The following is a 19,569-nucleotide window of genomic DNA, read 5'->3' as shown; positions in this document are numbered from 1 at the left end:
TCATTTCACCGGCTCTCCGTTGCAGCGGGCAATGTCACTGTTAATCCACGGAGTCTTGACATCCTGACCTAACGGGTCGAATTGGAATCGCAGGTTGCAGAGGAAGAAGTTGAAGAAGTCGCCGCTGACCCCGATCCGGCTCACTGCTCGGTAGGTCTCGGGCAGCTCTTGTAGCGTGCCTTCCAGCGATACGGTGTTGTCGTTGATCGTGCTGGAGGCTTGCCGGAGTTTCGGCAGCGAATCCTTCAGATCAGGACGGACCTGTGACAGCAGATCCGCCGCCGACGAGGTCAGCCCGTTTATCTGCACCACTGCCTGCGATACGGGGTCGCGGCCCTCGGAGAGAGCGGAAACCAAGCCCTGCATTTGGTCGATCACGTCGGTAACGGTGCGGTCCCGGCTACTGATGACGCCGAAGCCGTCGCGCAGGTTGGTGATGACCTGACCGATGACCTGGTCCCGATCCGCCAGCGTCGATGTGAGCGAGGCCATCGACGCCATCAGTGTGGCGATCGAACCAGACTCACCCTGAAATGCGGCGATGAGCGAACCGGTCAGCGAATTGACCTGCTCGGGATCGAGAGTACGGAACAGTGGCTTGAAGCCGCCGACAAGTACGTCGAGATCGACCGCTGGGCGTGTGCGTTCGACCGGGATCGTCCCACCTTCGGGGAAGGGGCCTGCTGCACCTTCGCCGTCGCCCGGTAGGAGTTCGAGATAGCGATCACCAACCAGATTCTTATACCGAATCGCGGCCTCGACGCTCTCCGGCAGCTCAGGTGCATCGGACACGTCGAACGTGACTCGCACTTCGTTCCCCTCGGTCAGCTCGAGTTCGTCCACGGTTCCGATCCGGACCCCGCCGATACGGACCTCCTGGTTCGGCTTCAGGAAAGACGCATCGGTGAATATGGCGTGATACGTCGATTCCGGACCACCAGACTGGGTTTCGTTCAGAGCGAGACCGAGAACGGCTGCGGCGATGGCAGCGACCAGAAAGAAGATCGACAGTTTCACTGTCGTCGCAACGTTTTTCATGGATTGCCGGCTCCCTTGGTTCCCAGATCCCCGAACAGGAACTGTCCGAGTTGGACCCACCCGATCTGAATATTGTTGGCCTTATCCGGGTATGGGTTCGCGCCGGTGTCGTAAGCGACGTAGGGGACACCATTCGGATTAGCACGCGGCAGCCCGTGGCAGTTCGGGCCGGTGTCGACCCCTGTCTTCGGCAAGTCACGTGGGTATTCATATGCGGGAAGACCGGGAACGAAACCTAGTTCCGCGCTCATGTTCTTCTGAACACCCCCGTATCCAGGACCACCCATTACGGCGCGCCACTGGTCGGCGTTGTAGGACGAACCCGCGACCAGACAGGGCACCACCGGGGAATAGCGCTCCAGAACACCAACCGTGGGCTCGAGTACGTCCAGAGTGGTGATGAGCCGACCGCCGTTGTTGCGCAGGAAATCGGAGTTGTCGTTGCCGAATTTCGTCATGGACAGCCAGAAGGCGCCGAACTGTGCTTGCCGTTCGGTGACGGTCTCACTTGTGATACCGACGTTCGACATAGTCTCGATGAGGGGAGGGAAGGACTGCGAATAGTCGTGAACCACTTCGGTTGCGGCGGGCAGAGTATCGACCACGGCAGGAAGATTGGGATTGAACCTGTTGAGGTACTCGTCGAGCTTGCGCATTATCGCCGAGATTTGATCGCCCTTACCGTCGACGGACCTGGCAACGGACCCGAGCGCGGTGTTCAGCTTCTGTGGGTCGAGTGCCGCGAGCGCCTTCATCACCACGTCGAAGGTCGAATTCAGCTCGACGGTGACGTCATCGGTGGAGAGAATGGTATTCGGTCGGAGGTGGTTGGCCGGGGTGGCTTCCGTATCGGAGATGAGATCGACGAACTTGACGCCGAACACCGTCGGCGGAACGATCCGAGCCTGAATGTCGCCGGGAATCTCAGAAATGCGATCGGGGTCGATATTCAGTTGCAGCCGCGCACCATCGGCATCCACATCGATATTGCCTACCCTGCCGACGGGCACGCCACGAAGTTTCACGGCTGCACCCGATTCCATGAGGAGTCCGGCACGCGGTGACATGAGGGTCACGATCTCCGATCGAGTAAAGGCTTGGTTGAACTGGGCGATCGCCGCCGCAACCAACGCGCCGACAGTGACGACCGCGACTAAACCGAGTAGCGGCAGCCGTTGGGAGTGTCGAGTTCGAGTGGTCACTTTCTACCCCGTGATGTGTATAGTCGAGGGCCCACCGTAGATGGCGAGATCCAATACGAGATCGATCATCATCACCGATATCAACGAGGAGCGAACGGCGCGGCCGACGGCTTCACCGACGCCGGCGGGACCCCCGGAAGCGTGATACCCGTGATAGCAGTGATTAGCCATGACGAAAACGGCCATGACCAGTGCCTTCACGAATGACCAGAAAATGTCGCTGGGTATCAGGAACACACTGAAGTAGTGGTCGTACGTGCCACCAGATTGTCCGTAGCCTGCGGTGACGATGAGTCGGGTCGCGATGAACGAACCGATCAGCGCCAAACAGTAGAGCGGAACGACGGCAATCGATCCGGCCAGGATGCGGGTGGTGACGAGGAAGGGAACCGATGGCACGGCCATGACTTCGAGCGCATCGATCTCCTCACTGATTCGCATCGCGCCGATCTGCGCGGTGAATCCGGCACCCACGGTGGCCGTCAATGCGATGCCGGCGATGACCGGAGCGACTTCACGGGTGTTGGAGTACGACGCAACGAATCCTGCGAGTGCTTCGATGCCGACGTTCGCGAGGGAACTGTAGCCTTGGAGTCCTACCTCCACACCGATTGCGGCCGTCATGAACACGATCACGACGACAGTGCCGCCGATCATCGCGAGACCACCCGTGCCGAGACTCACCGACGCGAGCAGGCGCATGACCTCTTTCCAGTACCGCCGGGTGGCGTGAGGCACTCCGGTGGCGACATTGCCGTAGAAGTCGGCCTGTGAACCGATTTCCGTCAGCTTGCGGACCGGCGCTCGATATATGAGGTGAAGCTGCCTGCCCAGTCGAGACGTGGGATACACGATTGCTGCGCCCCTAATACTTTGTCTGGAGGAAGATTGCGGAGATGATCGAGTTGGCCAGAAAGAGCAGCATGAAGCTGAAGACGACCGTCTGGTTCACGGCGTCCCCGACGCCCTTGGGGCCACCCTTGGCCTTGATGCCCAGGTAGCAGGCAACCAACCCGGCGAGCAGCCCGAACACTGCTGCCTTCAGTTCACTGACGAGGAAATCGACAAGATTGACCAACAGGGTCATACTCGCCACGAATTGGCCGGCGCTGGCGTTCTGAACAAGGACGGTGAACAGGAAGCTTCCGGTGAGGCCGACAACTGTCACTATCCCGTTCAACGCCAGAGCTACAAGGGTCGACGCGATCACCCGCGGTACGACGAGGCGCTGCACGGGATCGAGACCGAGAACTTCTATTGCGTCGATCTCTTCGCGGATCTTTCGAGCACCAAGATCCGCGCATATTGCGGTTCCGCCTGCGCCGGCGACAACGAGGACGCTGACGAGGGGTCCGATCTCACGGACCACCGCCATACCTGCTCCCGCTCCGGACAAGTCGGAAGCCCCGAGCTCTGCCATCAATTGTGTGAGTTGGAAGACGACAATCACACAGAAGGGAATGGCCACCATAATGGTAGGGACAAGTGCGACACGGGCGATGAACCAGGATTGAGTGATGAGTTCCTCGACTTCGAACGGCCGGCGGAACATGTGCTTGAACGTCTTCCCGCTCATGCGGTAGAAGCCGCCGACATCACTGGCGACCGACCAGATCCCGCGCCGAGCCGCCTCGGATGCGGTACGTACCCTGGTGGTCACCACAGCCAAACTGCCTTGTGTGCCCTCGCGGCGACCGGCGATACCGCGATCAGTGGGTTCGTTTCGTGTGGATTCGTCGTCATTGTTGCGTGTGTCCTCCGGTAGAACGGCCTCGGGACGGCGTAGTCACTCCGTCTGCGTGCCTTCGCGAAATCTGGTCGCACAGTTCATGGGCACCGCTTCGTTCCCCGGCGATACTCGTCATTTCGGGTGTCCGCTGGCCTCGACCTGCCCCGCTCCCGCGCTTGGGGCGGTCTCGAACAACCGTGTCGCGGAGCATATTGTTGCGAACGTGTGCGCTGACACACAGTAGGTCGTACTATGTTATAACGTCAAGCCGAGTCGGAGGGGCAGGCGAAAATCGCCTCCATCGCCTGAGTGGCGCGGCCGCATCACCCCGTAGATGCTCGCCGAGGCCGAGGCGAATTGTCCCCGTGGTCTTCGCGTCGCTCATTCGGATGCGCCAGGTACCGGGCGCCATGAGCTCGAGTAGCGGGGTTCCCTGTTATCACATATTGCTTTAGGGTAACGAGTTCACGGGCGGTACAACGCGATGGAAAACCTTCCATGACTGGTCGCACCAGCCATTGTTTTATCGGCTACCGCAGTGGTCCGTGTGCACGAGCGGACCGTCGGCCCGTGCATCGGGGTCGTAGTTCCGTTGTCATCGAATGCAAATGAACCACAGGAGGTAATGGTGGGAGTCGAGGTTTCCGTCGAGGGACTGAGCAAGTCGTTCGGCTCGCAGAGGATCTGGCAGGACGTCACGTTGACCCTTCCGGCCGGTGAGGTCAGTGCGCTGCTGGGCCCGTCGGGTACGGGTAAGTCGGTGTTTTTGAAGTCGCTGATCGGTCTGCTCCGCCCGGAGCAGGGGTCAATCGTCATCGACGGCACCAACATTCTCGAGTGCTCGTCCAAGGAGCTCTACGAGATCCGCAAGCTGTTCGGTGTGCTGTTCCAGGACGGCGCCCTGTTCGGGTCGATGAACCTATACGACAACGTGGCGTTCCCGCTGCGCGAGCACACCAAGAAATCCGAATCCGACGTCCGCAAGATCGTCATGGAAAAGATGGAACTCGTCGGTCTGCTCGGGGCCGAAGACAAACTGCCGGGCGAGATCTCCGGTGGTATGCGCAAACGCGCCGGCTTGGCCCGCGCCCTGGTCCTCGACCCGCAGATCATCCTCGTCGATGAGCCGGACTCCGGCCTGGACCCGGTGCGCACCACCTACATCTCCCAAACATTGATCGACATCAACGCCGAGATCGACGCGACGATCCTGATCGTCTCGCACAACATCAACCTCGCCCGCACCGTTCCCGACAACATCGGCATGCTCTTCCGCCGGAAACTGGTGATGTTCGGACCCCGCGAAGTTCTGCTCACCAGCGACGAACCGGTGGTCAAGCAGTTCCTCAACGGCACCATGATCGGACCGATCGGCATGTCCGAGGAGAAGGACGAAGCCACCATGGCCGCCGAACAGGCGATGGTGGACGCCGGTCACCACGCCGGTGGTGTCGACGACGTCGAGGGCATCGTCCCGCAGATGAAGGCGACGCCGGGGATGCCGTTCCGGCAGGCCGTGGCCCGCCGGCAGGAACGTGTCCGCCAGATCATGCACACGCTGCCCGAGAACGGCCAGATCGCGATTCAGGAAAGTCTTGACGACGCCACCGTCACAATGGATTTCGTAGGAGAATCCATGCACGCAATCTGCGAACAGACCGTGGACTCGCTCTCGACGGCGCGAGGATGGAGTTAGTCGCCGCAGACGTAGCCCTTCCCGTCGTTGCAAGTCAATTCTCCTCCATTGGAATGACGTGACGAATGAATGTGCCCCGTACCGGAGTCCGGTGCGGGGCGTCACTCGTTTTTAGGGGCTTTAGAGGTGTGAAGTAGGAATCAGGCAGGTCTTGCGTGAGTGTGCCGCCCGCGGTCAGTCGCATTTCGACGACCGCCACCGGCACGTTGTCCGGTATCGGTGACGTCACGCCGTTCGACGTGTCCGAATCCACGTTCGCCCCTCGCCTTCCGCGGAATGCCGCGGCACTACAGCGGCGCACAGATGCGCGTGCACTGGCAGGCGGTTCCTCGAGGGGACAACACCACTCCTGGCCTCCATAGTCGCCGGTTGCAGCCGACTTTCACAATGTTGCGTCCGCGGCGTGCTCGCGCAATCGTAGGAGTTTCGGCTCCTTAACCGTACCGACTGCGGGAAGAACGCAATCGTCCTCCCAAACTTTTGGCGGTGCGCGCAAGACGCCTGTGGTCCGGGTCACGTAGCGTTTGCGGTGGTCGTACGCAGGATGTCGGCACCTCAGTTGAAGGACCACTTTCGACACCGCGGACGTCCCCACAACGTACAAGTCGAAGCTCCCTGTCTGGCCGATGGATGCGCCAGATGTCCCGTTGAATGAGAGAAGTGAGAAAAGTGACTGCTACTGCGATGCCGAGAGTTGCGCCGGATTTGTTGGCGGAGGCGGTGAAGATCGTGCCGGTGGTTGCCGAGGCGGCGCCGGAGGCGTTGGAGTTGCGGCGTGCTCCGGATCGTTCGGTGGAGGCGTTGGTCGATGGTGGTTTGACGGTGATGTCGTTGCCGGTCGAGCGTGGGGGGTGGCGTGCGCCGACGGCGGTGCAGGCGGAGGTGATGGCGACGCTGGCCGAGGCGGACGGGTCGTTCGCGTGGGTGACGTCGATTTACAATGCGGTCAGTCACATGGTGTGTGCGTTCGGTGATCATGCGCTCGATGAGTTCGTGGGTTCGGAGATTCCGCGTTGCGCGGGTGTGTTCGCGGTGACCGGCCGTGCGGCCACGGTTGAGGGTGGGTATCGGGTCAGTGGGAAGTGGGGCTTCAGTTCCGGTCAGCATCATGCGGGCTGGATCATCGTTCCTGGGATCCCGGACGAGGGTGGTGCGCCGATCGCGTTCCTGGTGCCCAAGGCCGAGTTCGAGGTCAAGGATGACTGGTTTGTCACCGGTTTCATCGGTACCGGCTCGAATACGGTGGTGCTCGAGGACGTGTTCGTTCCCGAGCATCGGGCGGTTCCGTTCATGGATATCGTGACTGGCAATTATCGGGCGGAGTCGCTTGCCGGTGACACCTATTACAACCAGCCGTTCGTGCCGTTCATGTGTGCGATGTCGGTGGGGCCGGCGATCGGGTTGGGGCGTGCGGCGTTGCGGGCGTTCGAGGAGCGGGTGGGGTCCCGGGGTATCACGTACACCAACTATGCGCGGCAGGCGGATGCCCCGATCACTTTTCATCAGCTCGCCGAGGCGCGGATGAAGCTCGATCATGCGAAGTTTCATGCGGACCGGATCACTGGTGCGGTCGATGAGCATGCCGCGTCCGGGGCGGCGTGGGAGATTGCGGAGCGGGTGCGGTGCCGGGCGGATATCGCGTGGGCGATCAAGCTCACGCGGGAGGCCTGCGAGATCGTCGAGCACGGTTCGGGTGCTAATGCGTTGCGGGCTTCGGACAAGTTGGGTTCGATTCTGCGGGATATCCGGACGATGTCGGTGCACTCGTTCTTGCTGCACTCGACCAACGCGGAGTTGTATGGGCGGATCCTCGCCGGCAACGAACCCGACGTCCCCTTCATCTAGCAAGGGCAACGTATGCAATCACCCGGCACGTCATGCAGTGCGGTGACGGATCGCGGCCCGCAGGAGGAAGGAATCAGATCAATGAGTAGTGAAAGCGATTCGGTTCAGCACAGTTTCAAGGAGGCTATGGCTCACGTGGCGACGCCGGTCGCGGTCGTGTCCTCCGTGGACGGAGGATTGCCCGTCGGAACCACGGTCAGCGCCTTCATGTCGCTGTCGATGACGCCGCCGATGGTCTTGGTCTCTCTGGACAAGGGTTCGGAGACGCTCGAACTCGTGGCGACTTCGCGGCGGTTCGGCCTGAACATCCTCGCCAGTGACCAAACGTCGACCGCACTGAAGTTCGCAAAGAAGGGCGGCGTGGGGAAGTTCAACGGCGTCCGTTGGGACCTCGATCACGAGGTGCCCCGGATTACCGGCGTCGCCGGCTGGGTGGCATGCACCGTGAAGCAGATCGTCGAAGGCGGTGACCACATGATCGTCCTGGGCAGCGTGGTGGCGGCCGAACATGTTCACGGTGAGCCCCTCACCTACCACGGACGCGCGTTCGGAACTCACTCCGCCATCGAGGTGCTGCAGTAACCCATTCCACCCGCCTGTAGGCATTAACTGGACATTATGCTCGAAGTTCTGGTTATTCGTTGCGTAGGGACGGGATCGTCCGCATCCTCGCTGAAGAGAAGGACGTAGTTGCAGTGGGGGCCGAGCTTGCCGTCATCACAAAGTCTGCGGTGCAGATTGAAAGCCGTGCGGCCCCAACCAAACCGGTACCGGTAGCGATCCGGTACAGTCCGCGCCGTCGGTGCCCCGGCTCTGGCGATGGTTCCCTCGCCGCCGCCGGAGCCGGACACAGTAGGCACCGCGGTGTCGCAGAATGCGGCCGGCTCGGTAACCGAGAAGCTGCCGCGGATTCGGCGCACCATCACCCCAGTCGTATCGAAACGGCTCCCCATGGGTGACCCGCAACCGATTAACGCCGTCAGTTTCGCAACCCGCACGCATCTGCAGTAATTCTGTCCTTACAGAATCGTTCAGGCGGGCGAAACTCGTGCTGCGCAAGTTTCACGGTAGGGGCTGCGGAACATGTTCGAGGCCCGGCGATTGACGATTCGCCGGGCCTCCTCCTGGCTGCGTTATGTCGACCGCCTCACTCGCCGGCGGGTAGGGCCACAATCGTGATTCCCAAGTGCACGAGACGGGACACGCCCGCCCAGGGGCCCAGCATCGGGAATACCGTCCGATCCAGCGCCACATCGGCGCCGAGTTCGAGCGCACCGTCGCCAGCCTCGACCGACCGGAGCTGCAACCGCACGGGAGCCGTGATCCCCCGGACAGTCACCTCGCACGGGACGCTCTCGTCCGAAAGGCCAGCATTATCGATCGCCACCCGAATCGTGGGGTGTTCGTGTGTGTGGAGGTAGTGCGAGGACCTTAGATGCCAATCACGCGGTGCCAGACCAGTGCTGATCTCGTCGGCGGCGAGGACGCCAGTGCCGGTGAGTGTGCCGCCACCGATTTCTACCGAACCGTCACGAACGGGGAAGTGCCCGCGTACCCACATCACCCCGAAGGCTTTAGCGCGAAAGGTGACAGCGGACCGTGTGGTGTCGACGACGTACGTCCCCGCGGGTATCGAGTCGGGCGAGGGATTGGATGGAACGGAGTGGATGTCGGACATAGCGGAGAGCTCCTCGAATAGGGTGGTTCAACACCAGCGCAATATGTGATAACAACCATTCTAAACGAGTTCTATTGTCTTTCAACCCTCTCGACCGCCATAGATTCGGCTGTTGCGCGGAAGACGCGAAAATGTGGGGAAGTCCGAGAGCTCGGCGTCGATGTTTGGCAAGACCCCTCCGGAAGCTGCCGGTCCCGGCGGGATCTATGTTTTCGGCTTCGGGCAGCACGAGATGTGGGCCGCTCATTACTTCGACTACGAGATGCTGCGCACTTGGCTCGATTTTTGGGGGACTGGGCGCGATGGGCTAGGCGGTTCCGGCGGCACTCAGAGCAAACCACGGAGCATCGGACTGTGAGGTGTGGCGATCGACGGCGTCGGGTGTTTCCAGGTGACCAATAGGGAACCTGGCCCACCGCCGCGATCGAAGGTGTCCCGAGCAAGGTCGTCCTGATCAACAACGGAAACCCCAGCATCGTGAGTACTATGAGGTCGAGTCAAGGACTAGTAGCAACGACTTTCCGCGCCCCGTGTGACCTGTTGATAGCATTCCTCGACCCGCCACCGCGATCCGGCGACGGGCCAGTTCGGTGAGCGACGTCCGGCGCGGTCCGGGGCAGATATAGTATGCGGCTCGGTCGGATTCGACAGGGATTGGCGGGCGAGGAGCCGGTGTCCCCGCCCGGCGCACAGACGATGCGGATCAGCTCTTCTGCCCGGCCGGTGCGCCTACCGGGGGATAAACAAATGCTTCTTTCGGCGGGTGGCCAACACGCAACACCCAAGTGCAGCCAACCAGTGAACCGTTATAACGTAGGTTGACGACGGAAAGGTCGGCGAAGTTGAAGATCAGGACCAAGCGGAGGATGCGGTGACGGCAACCACACAAGGGCAACGGTCTTTCGTGCGCACGCTTGCGCCGACGTCGGTGCCCGATCAGGTGGCGAAGGAGATCCGTCGGGCCATCTTGTGCGGTGAACTGCGGCCGGGACAGACGTTTTCGCTGCGTGAGATATCTGGCCAGCTCGGCGTCAGTTTCATTCCGGTGCGCGAGGCCCTCCGCGATCTCGAAGGCCAGGGACTCGTCATCACTCGACCCGGCAGAAGCGCGATGGTGGCCCCGCTTGCACACGACGATCTCCACGGCATCTATCGCCTCCGTCGGCAGATCGAACCGGAGCTCGCCGGACGTGCGTCCAAGCTGCTCACAAGTCAGGATTTCGGGCGGCTCGAGGGATACCTGACGATGTTCGCCGACGAGAATTCGGGTATCGACGACGTCTACGACGCCCATCACGCGTTCCATTACGAACTGCTGCGGCCGGCGGCGACGACTTGGGATCTGCGCACCCTCGAAGGACTGTGGCACGCCGCGGAGCGGTACGTCCGGCTCGCCTTTTCTGGACGTGATGCCGAACCGGACGAGCCGAGCCGGCGGTGGCGCACACACAATGAACTCCTGGTCGCCACGCGTACCGGTGGGATCCGCCAAGTTGCGGCGGCGACACGCAAGCATCTTGACGACAACGAGCAGATCGCGCTCCGCGCGCTCGACGATATCGCCTAGCCGTGCTGTCGTCCGCGTTTATGCGGGCGAGCACGGTGGGAGCACTACAGTTCCCGCGCGGTGAGCGGCGTGGACGCAGGGACCCGTTACGAACGCTCGGCGTGGACGAGGCGGTTGTCGGCGACGCCGAAGTTCACGCCGACCGCGAAGATCTGCCCGGGCCGTGGGACAGGGGCCTGGAGTTCCGATTCGACTACCGGCGATCCTCCGGTGGTGTCGACTGATTTCGCCCACTCGATGAACTCGTCCCACCGGTCGAGGACGGCGTGGGTATCGGCGGGAAATTCTTGGTCGCTGGCCTCTTCGACATCTACCGCGCGACCGTCGACGACGATCTCGAGGCGCCCGGCTTGATTTGCCACTCGCATGGGGAGTCCTTTGATGATGAAACGAGGCCGGTCGTGAAGTGGGCCCGGAGCGCTCGTCCAGGCCGGGATTTGATCAGTTGGTCAGGGCGACCATGGGGTCGGGCAGGTCCGGGCTGGTCTCCTTTGCCCACGAATGGGTGATGATCTGCTCGATCGGCGTTCCCTGCAGGATGGCCTGTCGCATGAGCGCGGGATCGAACGCAACCCCGATCGGATTGCCATCGTACTCGGGCCCGTTCATGTAGGCCGTTGCCTCTTCGGGTGTCGCGAAGTTGTCGATCTGCAGCTCGACGAAGTTCCCGTCGGGATCCTGGTAGTACAGCGATGTCGTCACGCCGTGTTGGATGGGAACCTTGGGCTCGATTCCCCTCTCCCTCAACGCATCGTGCCGGTTGAGGAGGTCGTCGAGCGTATCGAACGTGTACGCCGTGTGGTGCATGCCGGCGGCACCGGGGTTGCGCGGCGCGAGGTCGACGGGTGCGCCCAGCAGTGCGATGCGGTGGTGCTCCTCGTCGAATGTGATGAAGCACAGACCGTGCCCCTCGTAGACGACGTGAGCATCGAGCACGGTGCAGTACCAATCGCGCATCTCTTCGAGACGGCTCGTCTGCAGCACCACATGCGCGAACTTGGGTGTGGCGGTCATCATTGACTCCTTTGGTGTCCAATGGCCAGTCGGCGCTGAGGCCGATGTGGCACAGCGGGGGTAATGCCTGACTCATTCGCTGAAGCTCATAATGAGCGCCCGGCCGAGGTTGCCGGCCGTCAGTATGGAGCAGATCTAGCTATGTAATATGTTATAACAGGGGTTTAGGCGGGTTGCCAAGACTCGGTCCGTCGAGGTTTCCGCATAGCTGCCGTGCCGATCGGCCCTGTAAGGCGACGTTCCCGAATCTGCTTTGCGCCACACGCCTTTGCCTCAGGCATGACGAACGATCGACGAAGATCGGTGGGCGCATCAGGTAATGCGGGCGTCTGCCGAGCTGCGATCCGATCGAATACCGGGCCACCACTATGCAATAGCCGAGCGATGTCTCTTGCTACGGATATGCGAGAAACGAAGGGGGTGGAGACGCCCACCAGAACTTCCGGTCCGGCGTGAGGTCGTCCACCTTCAATGAGAATTCGTTCGGGGTCGACCACCCGCACGGACGCTTGCTCGATGTGTGTGATCGTCCCGATGATCAAGAACGTGTACTCGCGCTCGCTGCTGTCTTGGATCGCGACCAGTCGGGCCCGCTTGCCTCCGAGGTATAACTCTTCATCGAGTGATACGCGCGGTGACGACCGGGGCGTATCGTCGCGCATCGAGTCCGGCTGCCCTGCTGTACGCGGCGAGGTTTCTCGCGCCTCTCCGTCGAGGGAGGCTGTTATGGCGTTCATCCGACCTGCCACTTCCTTCTGATGCTCCGGATCGTGATGCGATTTTTCTATCTCCCCATTGTTGTGATGCGGAGCACATTTTTCTTGGGCTCAATATGAGGAGATCGGGCGCATGGTTGCGCTCTGCGCCAAATCGAACATCGGCCGGCGCTGCGACCGCCCTCCAGTTTTGCGACTCCCGCCAACGCGCGCAGTGTTATAACGTAAAACGCGACGCCGAAGATGTACGGCAGCAGCGCTCACGATGCCAGGAAACCGACTCCGTTCGATGAGCACGGCTCATTGAGCTTGACGCGTGTCGGTGAGCGCACAAAAGACGGATCGTGACGTCGTCGAGCAACGACAAGATCGAATCCGTCCGGGCGATTGGCGCGGAGCGGCTTCCTCTACACCGATCCCAACTGGGTCGAGCAGGTTGTCCAGGCCACCGGCGGTGGAGTCGACGTGGTTATCAGTGGAACCGGCGCCAACGTGGCCGAGGCCCTCGGATGCCTCGAGCCGGGTGGTCGGATCGCCGTATTCGGATCGAGCGCCGGTAGAACGGCGACGTTCGAGGTGCCGAGCCTCTACTTCGGCCTGTTCGCGATCTCGGGCACCACGCTCGGCAGCCCGACAGACTTCGGTCAGATGCTTCAATTCGTCGAGAAACACCAAATTCGGCCGGTCATCGACTCGACGTGGGCTGATCAGAGTCGGATTCAAGCGGAGGCGTCACCCGAGGCGCGCAAACCCCCGGGATGACGCCTCCAAGTGAACCCGGGATCCGCCGGCTTGAATCCATCGCGGACAACACCGCGCAATGACTACCCTCAACTTTTGGCGCTGAGTCCTAGAAGCTGTGTTGCGCGTCACGTAGTCTTCAATATGTCCATCGAGACGCCGCTCGGACCAGGTCAGATCCCACCAGGTGGATTGCCGTCGACTGGACGATCCATACCGCCGGAGTGCGTGCGCGCCGCTCACAGGCGAATGCTGATGGCACGTAGCCGAAGGAGTAGGTAATGGCCACCGTGGAAGGGCGTTGGGTCAGCCGGCTCAAAGTGAGGGACTCCAAGCGGATCCAATCGGTCTGCTCGACCGAGTTGCTCGAATTGGCAGCTGGCCAGGTTGGGTGGGAAGCATTGGATTGGGCTGTCGCGGTGGGAAAGGAGCTCGCGCAGCGGTGTGTCGAGATCTTTCCCGAGTTCGGCGACCGGCCGGCTCAAGTGGCCACGGTTCGTCTCGGCACCGAATCGGGGGCGATCATCACCATGCTGGCAATCGACAGCCATGACTTCCAGATGCCCGAAATCAACGACGATACGGTTCGGGCAGTCCAAGAGTGGGTTCAACGGGGAGTCTCACTGCTGACGATTTGGGCGGCCGTCCGCAAGGGACACCAATGGCTCGCAGACGAGTACATGGATGCTTGCATGGATATGGTTCCCGTGGAAGAGCAACCGGTTCAGCTTCAAATGATTTCGCAGGTTCTGCTGCGCTTCATCGACCGCTTCTCCGACGCCATCGGACGCGAGTACGAGACCGAATACGGGCGGTGGATGACGACAACCGCAGCCGCACGTGAGCAGGTCGTGCGAGCGCTTCTCGGTCGTGAAGCATATGACATAGCGAGCGCTGAAAAAGAACTCCAGTACTCGTTGGCGCACGGTCATCACATCGGACTGATCCTGTGGTCCGATACCAACGACCTGCGGCGGAACTCGAGATTGAACAAGATCGCCGACTCCGCGCTCAGGGCCTGCGGCGCGGAACAAGTACTCCTGGTCCCACACGGTCAATCCACACTGTATGCATGGGGAAATCACCAACGTTCGCCCTTCCCGCTGCACGTCGACCTCGACGGTGACGCCCCGGTACGGGTAGTGATCGGACGAGCGCACGAAGGACTGGAAGGCTTCATACGAACTCATCACGAGGCGCAGCAGGCGCGAGTAGTACTCGACGCCCTGCCGGGACTGAGGAAGCGCAGCGTCGACTTCGCTGATGTGCACCTGCTGTCCGTCCTGGTGCAAGACATGGAAAAGGCCCGCGGCTTTCTCGAGGCTGAGCTGGGCGAGCTCGCTGCCGACGACCCGCAGAGCTTGACACTGCGGCAGACCGCAGAAGCGTACTTGCGCCTCAAGCACAGTCCTCTCGCGGTAGCCAACGAACTATACGTCGTTCGTAATACCGTCATATATCGCCTGAAGAAGATCGAACAACTTATCGGGCATTCGCTCGATGAACGAGCGCTCGAAACGTGGACTGCACTTGTGCTCAAAGATGGAATTACCGCGTGTATAGAGCACCCGTGACGGAATGCCAATCCCCCTAGCGGACAGGACGGAACAACGCCATGACAACCTCGATGATCGAAACCCGTGCACAAAGCGCGCAGCACGACGACTTCGAATGCGGTATTCGAGCCCTGGCGGCCGGCGAGACGATCGTGATGATTGACGATTCGCGCATCGTGCTGATGGCGTGCGCCGGCACCATCAGCACCGAGCAGATGGCCTTCCTCATTCGCCATACCAGTGGTTTCGTCCAAGTCGCCCTCCACGAGACGGTGTGCGACCGACTGCTCCTCCCCGAGGCGATTCCCTCGGATCGGTATGCGCCCACACACGCCCGCGGGCAGTGTGTTGCCGTGGATGCCGCAGTGGGAACGACCACGGGAATATCCGGTGCAGACCGTGCCCGTACAGCGCGCGTGCTGGCAGATCCCTCCACTGAACCAGATGGTCTCACGCGTCCCGGCCACCTCGTTCCCGTTCGCGTCATGGCATCGAACAGGAATGCACGGACCGTCCCCGCTCTCGCACTTGGATTGACCGACTGGGCGCATCCGTCCCGTTCCGGCGCGGTGTTCGCGGATCTCGAAAGTGTCGATATTCCAACGCAACTGGTTGCTCCAGAGGAAGCGGACCGCTTCGCGCGCCGATATGGACTCGTCATCGTGAATACTGGCCACGCATCTGAAATAGGGTAGATTCTATTCGCGATCGACATGCGGGTCGGCAGGCTAGTCACTTCGAGCGGGGCAACGTCCTCGACCGCCAGGTCAGCTGCCGCTCGGTTCTCAATTTGGATACCTTGACTGGGAAGCACTGTTCAGCAACGACATCCGGCCAATCGGGCAATAGTCTGTCCGTCGATCTTGTCGACGCACTTCGCCGTATTCGCTACTCCAGGGTCGCGAATGCAAGCGACCCCGTCGACTTCTGCCCCGCTGCGTGCCGTTTGGAGCGGCGACTTCCGCGTCGTTCTTGCACGGTCGGATACGGAACTGCGGAGAATCATTGCACCGCAGTAGATCGTGTCGAACAACGCGGGGAACTTCTCTTCAATTCCCTCGCCCGCGGGCTTGACGTTATAACATATCGCAGCATAGTGTGTGGTCCAGCACACACTGAGGTGTGAAGGCACTTCCAGTCAGAATTGACATTCGATCTTCGCAAGTGCCCGCGAAACTCTGAATACACCAGAAGGTGTGGCGTCTGAAGCCACATGGAAGAAACTACGGAGGACAAAGTGACTGCTACTGCGATGCCGAGAGTTGCGCCGGATTTGTTGGCGGAGGCGGTGAAGATCGTGCCGGTGGTTGCCGAGGCGGCGCCGGAGGCGTTGGAGTTGCGGCGTGCTCCGGATCGTTCGGTGGAGGCGTTGGTCGATGGTGGTTTGACGGTGATGTCGTTGCCGGTCGAGCGTGGGGGGTGGCGTGCGCCGACGGCGGTGCAGGCGGAGGTGATGGCGACGCTGGCCGAGGCGGACGGGTCGTTCGCGTGGGTGACGTCGATTTACAATGCGGTCAGTCACATGGTGTGTGCGTTCGGTGATCATGCGCTCGATGAGTTCGTGGGTTCGGAGATTCCGCGTTGCGCGGGTGTGTTCGCGGTGACCGGCCGTGCGGCCACGGTTGAGGGTGGGTATCGGGTCAGTGGGAAGTGGGGCTTCAGTTCCGGTCAGCATCATGCGGGCTGGATCATCGTTCCTGGGATCCCGGACGAGGGTGGTGCGCCGATCGCGTTCCTGGTGCCCAAGGCCGAGTTCGAGGTCAAGGATGACTGGTTTGTCACCGGTTTCATCGGTACCGGCTCGAATACGGTGGTGCTCGAGGACGTGTTCGTTCCCGAGCATCGGGCGGTTCCGTTCATGGATATCGTGACTGGCAATTATCGGGCGGAGTCGCTTGCCGGTGACACCTATTACAACCAGCCGTTCGTGCCGTTCATGTGTGCGATGTCGGTGGGGCCGGCGATCGGGTTGGGGCGTGCGGCGTTGCGGGCGTTCGAGGAGCGGGTGGGGTCCCGGGGTATCACGTACACCAACTATGCGCGGCAGGCGGATGCCCCGATCACTTTTCATCAGCTCGCCGAGGCGCGGATGAAGCTCGATCATGCGAAGTTTCATGCGGACCGGATCACTGGTGCGGTCGATGAGCATGCCGCGTCCGGGGCGGCGTGGGAGATTGCGGAGCGGGTGCGGTGCCGGGCGGATATCGCGTGGGCGATCAAGCTCACGCGGGAGGCCTGCGAGATCGTCGAGCACGGTTCGGGTGCTAATGCGTTGCGGGCTTCGGACAAGTTGGGTTCGATTCTGCGGGATATCCGGACGATGTCGGTGCACTCGTTCTTGCTGCACTCGACCAACGCGGAGTTGTATGGGCGGATCCTCGCCGGCAACGAACCCGACGTCCCCTTCATCTAGACAGGTCCGGCCAAGACCCGCCCGCTCGGGTCTTGGCCGACCCACACCCAGCCGATCCGCATCGCCACACGAGTACGAAACCCGAAAGTCGATTTGATTGCCGCTCCCGACTGAGGGTCCGACCGCGGACCCTCACGGAACCGGAAGCTCCGGCCCGATAACACCACGGCACCACACGCCGGCAAAGTCACGCAAATCTCTCACTAGGAATGATTTCCATGTCAGTACCCCGATCAACGAAACTATCTTTTACAGTTGGTGTTCTGTTCGTCCTGCTCGCGGTGACGTTGAGATTCTTCCTAGTGCCGGCAGCCTCGAAGATGCCTGATGACCTCGATGTCAATCTTCGTTACGAGGGCACGGGGACGATGCTCAATCCTTCGGCTCTGCAGGCCGGCGATCTTGCCAACGTGGTGGCTACCAATGTTCCGGTCGCCGTCGACCGACACGTCTACGTCTCGAGCGTGCACGGGAACACCGCCATTACACACGATGACCTGACTGTTGAAGCGCCCGGAGGAGTATCCATGCCCTCCAACCACACCTACGCGATTGACCGCACGACCATAAACAGCGCACCAGCCCCGGAAGGGGTCGAAGTGGAACCGCACGCAGGTCTCACGGTGGGATGGCCGATGAATCCGAATCCGGACGCAAGCTACGCGCTATACGACTTCGCGACCAGGACGACAGCGCCGATGACATTTGCCGGCGAAGGCTCCGTATCGGGTCGAGACGTGCTCAACTACACCGTTGAAGTAGCTGGTCCGCTTGCCGATCCTAGCATTCTCAACGGACTGCCGCCCGCCATGCCGAAGGCGCAGCTCGCCTCACTCGCTCCGCTTCTGCCAGCTGATCTGCAAGCGAAGCTGGGTGCCGCGTCCGGTTCGCTGCCCGATCCGGTGCCGTTCAATTACACCGCCGTCAGCAAGCTGGCGCTCTCTACCGACAAGACCCTCGGAACGCCTGCCGACGGCTCGCTGAACCTGCAGGTGATCGCAAACGTCGAAATCGGTGGTGAAAACGTCAGCGTCATGCCGGTTCTTGCCCTCGACACACAACTCACTGATCAGTCCGTCGCTGACGCGGCAGCCACCGCGTCGACGGTAGGCAAATTGCTCACGCTGATGGGAGTTGTAATCCCACTCGGGTCGGCACTGCTCGGTCTGATCCTCATCGTCGTCGGGCTGCTTCGGCTCCGCAAGCGCCCCTCAACGGAATCAACTCCCCACCGTGATCCCGAGACCCTCGGCGCCTATTGACTGTCGGCACCCACTCGCCACGGCGACGCCGCTCCACCGCGATCACCGTGGGGCTGAACGAAATTCTTCCGCGAATCGATCGGTCGCCAGATGCGTCAGATGCTCCACCTACACCCTCCAACCGAAAGCACGTGAAGACGATGCCTAGTATCGATACCTCCCACCTACCGACCCGAATTGCGACGGGCGCCTTCATTCTCAGCTCCGGTCTCGGCAAATGGTCCGGGAACAAGGAGATGGCTGCAGGTGTGCACGGAATGGCCGCCGGAACCTACCCGGTTCTCAACAGCATCGAGGCCCCCAAGTTCCTCAAGCTCCTCGCCGGAGCCGAGATCGCCCTCGGCTTACCCCTGTTGTCCCCGCCGCCGTGGCCGGTGCGGTACTCACGGGCTTCGCCGCTAGCCTCCTGGGCCTGTACGTCCGAACCCCCGGTATGCGCGACGGGATTCGACCCACTCCAGACGGAATCGCAATCGCCAAGGACGTCTGGCTACTCGGAATCGGCGCCGAACTCTGCACTGACGGTATCCGGAACCGTAGCTCGCTCCCCAAATAGACCCGATCGAACTGGGGTTGGGGCACGTCCCGCTCTCCGCTAGGGAGGCGTGTCCCTTCTTCCGCAACTCGGTCCGCACAACAGATATGACGTTTCAGACCCTGCACAGAGCGAGAGAGAGTTACAACATGATCTTCGAGCACGCCCACGTCACTGTGGCAGTCGATCGCCGATCCGACTTCGAGCGAGCGTTCGCCGGCGTGAAGAAGCACCTCGTTGCCGCCAACGGCGGCAAGACCGCGGAACTCGTTCGCAGCGTTGACACCGACGGTCTTTACCTCATGCGCGTCGGCTGGGATTCTGTGGAGCAGCATGCGGAATTCGGTGCGTCTTCGGAAGCGCAGATCATCGTGGATGCACTGGCCGAATTCTTCGTCGCCACTCCGCAGGTTACCCATTTCGAACAACCTGGTATTGCCACACGAGTGCGGAACTTCCTGCAGGTCGTCGCGGCCGGAATCGCGAGTCGAGTGCGCGCTCGACAGGGCAGCAAGACCCCGGCCTGACCACAGGAAGTCCCGGCGAAACGAAAGAGCTGTGGCTGTTCCAACAGGTC

17 protein-coding genes and 1 pseudogene are annotated in these 19,569 nt (G+C 61.4%); 10 read left to right on the top strand and 8 right to left on the bottom strand.

What is annotated here, in order from left to right; genetic code table 11:
- Genes L1080_RS24980 through L1080_RS24965 form a run of 4 tightly spaced genes read right to left on the bottom strand, consistent with a single transcriptional unit; the run spans position 1 to position 3,900 of the window.
- Positions 1-1,038, bottom strand: coding sequence for an MCE family protein (locus L1080_RS24980; RefSeq protein ID WP_250766370.1), 1,038 nt, complete (start codon positions 1,036-1,038; stop codon positions 1-3).
- Entirely contained in the window at positions 1,035-2,240 is a 1,206-nt protein-coding gene (locus tag L1080_RS24975) for an MCE family protein (protein WP_250766368.1), read from the bottom strand. The genes L1080_RS24980 and L1080_RS24975 overlap by 4 nt, the downstream gene beginning before the upstream one ends.
- Positions 2,241-2,243: 3 nt before the next feature.
- Complete coding sequence (locus L1080_RS24970) at positions 2,244-3,092, bottom strand: MlaE family ABC transporter permease (RefSeq protein ID WP_250766366.1); 849 nt, start codon at positions 3,090-3,092, stop codon at positions 2,244-2,246.
- Between the two features lie 13 nt (positions 3,093-3,105).
- A complete protein-coding gene (locus L1080_RS24965; protein ID WP_374432742.1) occupies positions 3,106-3,900 on the bottom strand; it encodes an MlaE family ABC transporter permease in 795 nt (264 codons plus the stop codon).
- A gap of 694 nt (positions 3,901-4,594) precedes the next feature.
- On the opposite strand from L1080_RS24965, the gene L1080_RS24960 reads away from it, so the two are divergent.
- From L1080_RS24960 to L1080_RS24950, 3 genes are all read left to right on the top strand, one after another.
- Positions 4,595-5,665, top strand: coding sequence for an ABC transporter ATP-binding protein (locus L1080_RS24960; protein WP_284707366.1), 1,071 nt, complete (start codon positions 4,595-4,597; stop codon positions 5,663-5,665).
- Positions 5,666-6,334: 669 nt separating this feature from the next.
- Positions 6,335-7,510 (top strand): flavin-dependent monooxygenase, encoded by a 1,176-nt coding sequence (locus tag L1080_RS24955; protein WP_250766302.1) that lies wholly within the window; start codon positions 6,335-6,337, stop codon positions 7,508-7,510.
- Positions 7,511-7,591: 81 nt separating this feature from the next.
- Positions 7,592-8,092, top strand: a complete 501-nt coding sequence (locus L1080_RS24950) for a flavin reductase family protein (RefSeq protein ID WP_250766299.1) — start codon at positions 7,592-7,594, stop codon at positions 8,090-8,092.
- A gap of 565 nt (positions 8,093-8,657) precedes the next feature.
- Here L1080_RS24950 and L1080_RS24945 read toward each other — a convergent pair.
- Together L1080_RS24945 and L1080_RS24940 are read right to left on the bottom strand one after the other, a co-directional pair.
- A complete protein-coding gene (locus tag L1080_RS24945) occupies positions 8,658-9,188 on the bottom strand; it encodes a YceI family protein (RefSeq protein ID WP_250766295.1) in 531 nt (176 codons plus the stop codon).
- A 522-nt stretch (positions 9,189-9,710) separates the two neighbouring features.
- A pseudogene (locus tag L1080_RS24940) lies at positions 9,711-9,872 on the bottom strand (IS701 family transposase); the annotation flags it as partial.
- A 187-nt stretch (positions 9,873-10,059) separates the two neighbouring features.
- Here L1080_RS24940 and L1080_RS24935 point away from each other — a divergent pair.
- Positions 10,060-10,755, top strand: coding sequence for a GntR family transcriptional regulator (locus L1080_RS24935; RefSeq protein WP_250766292.1), 696 nt, complete (start codon positions 10,060-10,062; stop codon positions 10,753-10,755).
- Between the two features lie 86 nt (positions 10,756-10,841).
- Here L1080_RS24935 and L1080_RS24930 read toward each other — a convergent pair whose 3' ends face one another.
- Positions 10,842-11,123, bottom strand: coding sequence for a hypothetical protein (locus L1080_RS24930; RefSeq protein WP_250766290.1), 282 nt, complete (start codon positions 11,121-11,123; stop codon positions 10,842-10,844).
- A gap of 73 nt (positions 11,124-11,196) precedes the next feature.
- The gene (locus L1080_RS24925) at positions 11,197-11,769 is read right to left on the bottom strand and encodes a VOC family protein (protein ID WP_250766287.1); all 573 of its coding nucleotides are present in this window, start codon (positions 11,767-11,769) and stop codon (positions 11,197-11,199) included.
- Between the two features lie 1,103 nt (positions 11,770-12,872).
- Between L1080_RS24925 and L1080_RS24920 the strand changes: the two genes are divergently transcribed.
- The 6 genes from L1080_RS24920 to L1080_RS24895 all read left to right on the top strand — a co-directional run bounded on the left by L1080_RS24920 (position 12,873) and on the right by L1080_RS24895 (position 19,519).
- Positions 12,873-13,247 (top strand): zinc-binding dehydrogenase, encoded by a 375-nt coding sequence (locus L1080_RS24920; RefSeq protein ID WP_284707365.1) that lies wholly within the window; start codon positions 12,873-12,875, stop codon positions 13,245-13,247.
- Positions 13,248-13,507: 260 nt separating this feature from the next.
- Positions 13,508-14,800, top strand: coding sequence for a PucR family transcriptional regulator (locus tag L1080_RS24915; RefSeq protein WP_250766271.1), 1,293 nt, complete (start codon positions 13,508-13,510; stop codon positions 14,798-14,800).
- Between the two features lie 41 nt (positions 14,801-14,841).
- Entirely contained in the window at positions 14,842-15,477 is a 636-nt protein-coding gene (locus tag L1080_RS24910; protein ID WP_250766268.1) for a 3,4-dihydroxy-2-butanone-4-phosphate synthase, read from the top strand.
- A 542-nt stretch (positions 15,478-16,019) separates the two neighbouring features.
- Positions 16,020-17,195, top strand: coding sequence for a flavin-dependent monooxygenase (locus L1080_RS24905; protein WP_250766302.1), 1,176 nt, complete (start codon positions 16,020-16,022; stop codon positions 17,193-17,195).
- Positions 17,196-17,413: 218 nt separating this feature from the next.
- Positions 17,414-18,457 (top strand): porin PorA family protein, encoded by a 1,044-nt coding sequence (locus L1080_RS24900; protein ID WP_250766262.1) that lies wholly within the window; start codon positions 17,414-17,416, stop codon positions 18,455-18,457.
- Positions 18,458-19,141: 684 nt separating this feature from the next.
- Positions 19,142-19,519: an antibiotic biosynthesis monooxygenase family protein gene (locus tag L1080_RS24895; protein WP_250766259.1), complete on the top strand. Its 378-nt coding sequence runs from the start codon at positions 19,142-19,144 to the stop codon at positions 19,517-19,519.
- Positions 19,520-19,569 lie beyond the last annotated feature (50 nt).

It is taken from the genome of Rhodococcus sp. MSC1_016, from assembly GCF_023667485.2.
In the GTDB taxonomy this organism is placed as follows: domain Bacteria; phylum Actinomycetota; class Actinomycetes; order Mycobacteriales; family Mycobacteriaceae; genus Rhodococcus_F; species Rhodococcus_F oxybenzonivorans.
The sequence above is the reverse complement of the archived record's forward strand: the minus strand, read 5'-3'. Positions and strand labels throughout refer to the sequence as shown.

Excerpts from the sequence above, each read along its gene's own strand:
- L1080_RS24980 (WP_250766370.1), bottom strand. The coding sequence starts at position 1,038 with ATGAAAAACGTTGCGACGACAGTGAAACTGTCGATCTTCTTTCTGGTC.
- L1080_RS24960 (WP_284707366.1), top strand. The coding sequence starts at position 4,595 with ATGGTGGGAGTCGAGGTTTCCGTCGAGGGACTGAGCAAGTCGTTCGGC.
- L1080_RS24950 (WP_250766299.1), top strand. The coding sequence starts at position 7,592 with ATGAGTAGTGAAAGCGATTCGGTTCAGCACAGTTTCAAGGAGGCTATG.
- L1080_RS24945 (WP_250766295.1), bottom strand. The coding sequence starts at position 9,188 with ATGTCCGACATCCACTCCGTTCCATCCAATCCCTCGCCCGACTCGATA.
- L1080_RS24930 (WP_250766290.1), bottom strand. The coding sequence starts at position 11,123 with ATGCGAGTGGCAAATCAAGCCGGGCGCCTCGAGATCGTCGTCGACGGT.
- L1080_RS24925 (WP_250766287.1), bottom strand. The coding sequence starts at position 11,769 with ATGACCGCCACACCCAAGTTCGCGCATGTGGTGCTGCAGACGAGCCGT.
- L1080_RS24915 (WP_250766271.1), top strand. The coding sequence starts at position 13,508 with ATGGCCACCGTGGAAGGGCGTTGGGTCAGCCGGCTCAAAGTGAGGGAC.
- L1080_RS24910 (WP_250766268.1), top strand. The coding sequence starts at position 14,842 with ATGACAACCTCGATGATCGAAACCCGTGCACAAAGCGCGCAGCACGAC.
- L1080_RS24900 (WP_250766262.1), top strand. The coding sequence starts at position 17,414 with ATGTCAGTACCCCGATCAACGAAACTATCTTTTACAGTTGGTGTTCTG.
- L1080_RS24895 (WP_250766259.1), top strand. The coding sequence starts at position 19,142 with ATGATCTTCGAGCACGCCCACGTCACTGTGGCAGTCGATCGCCGATCC.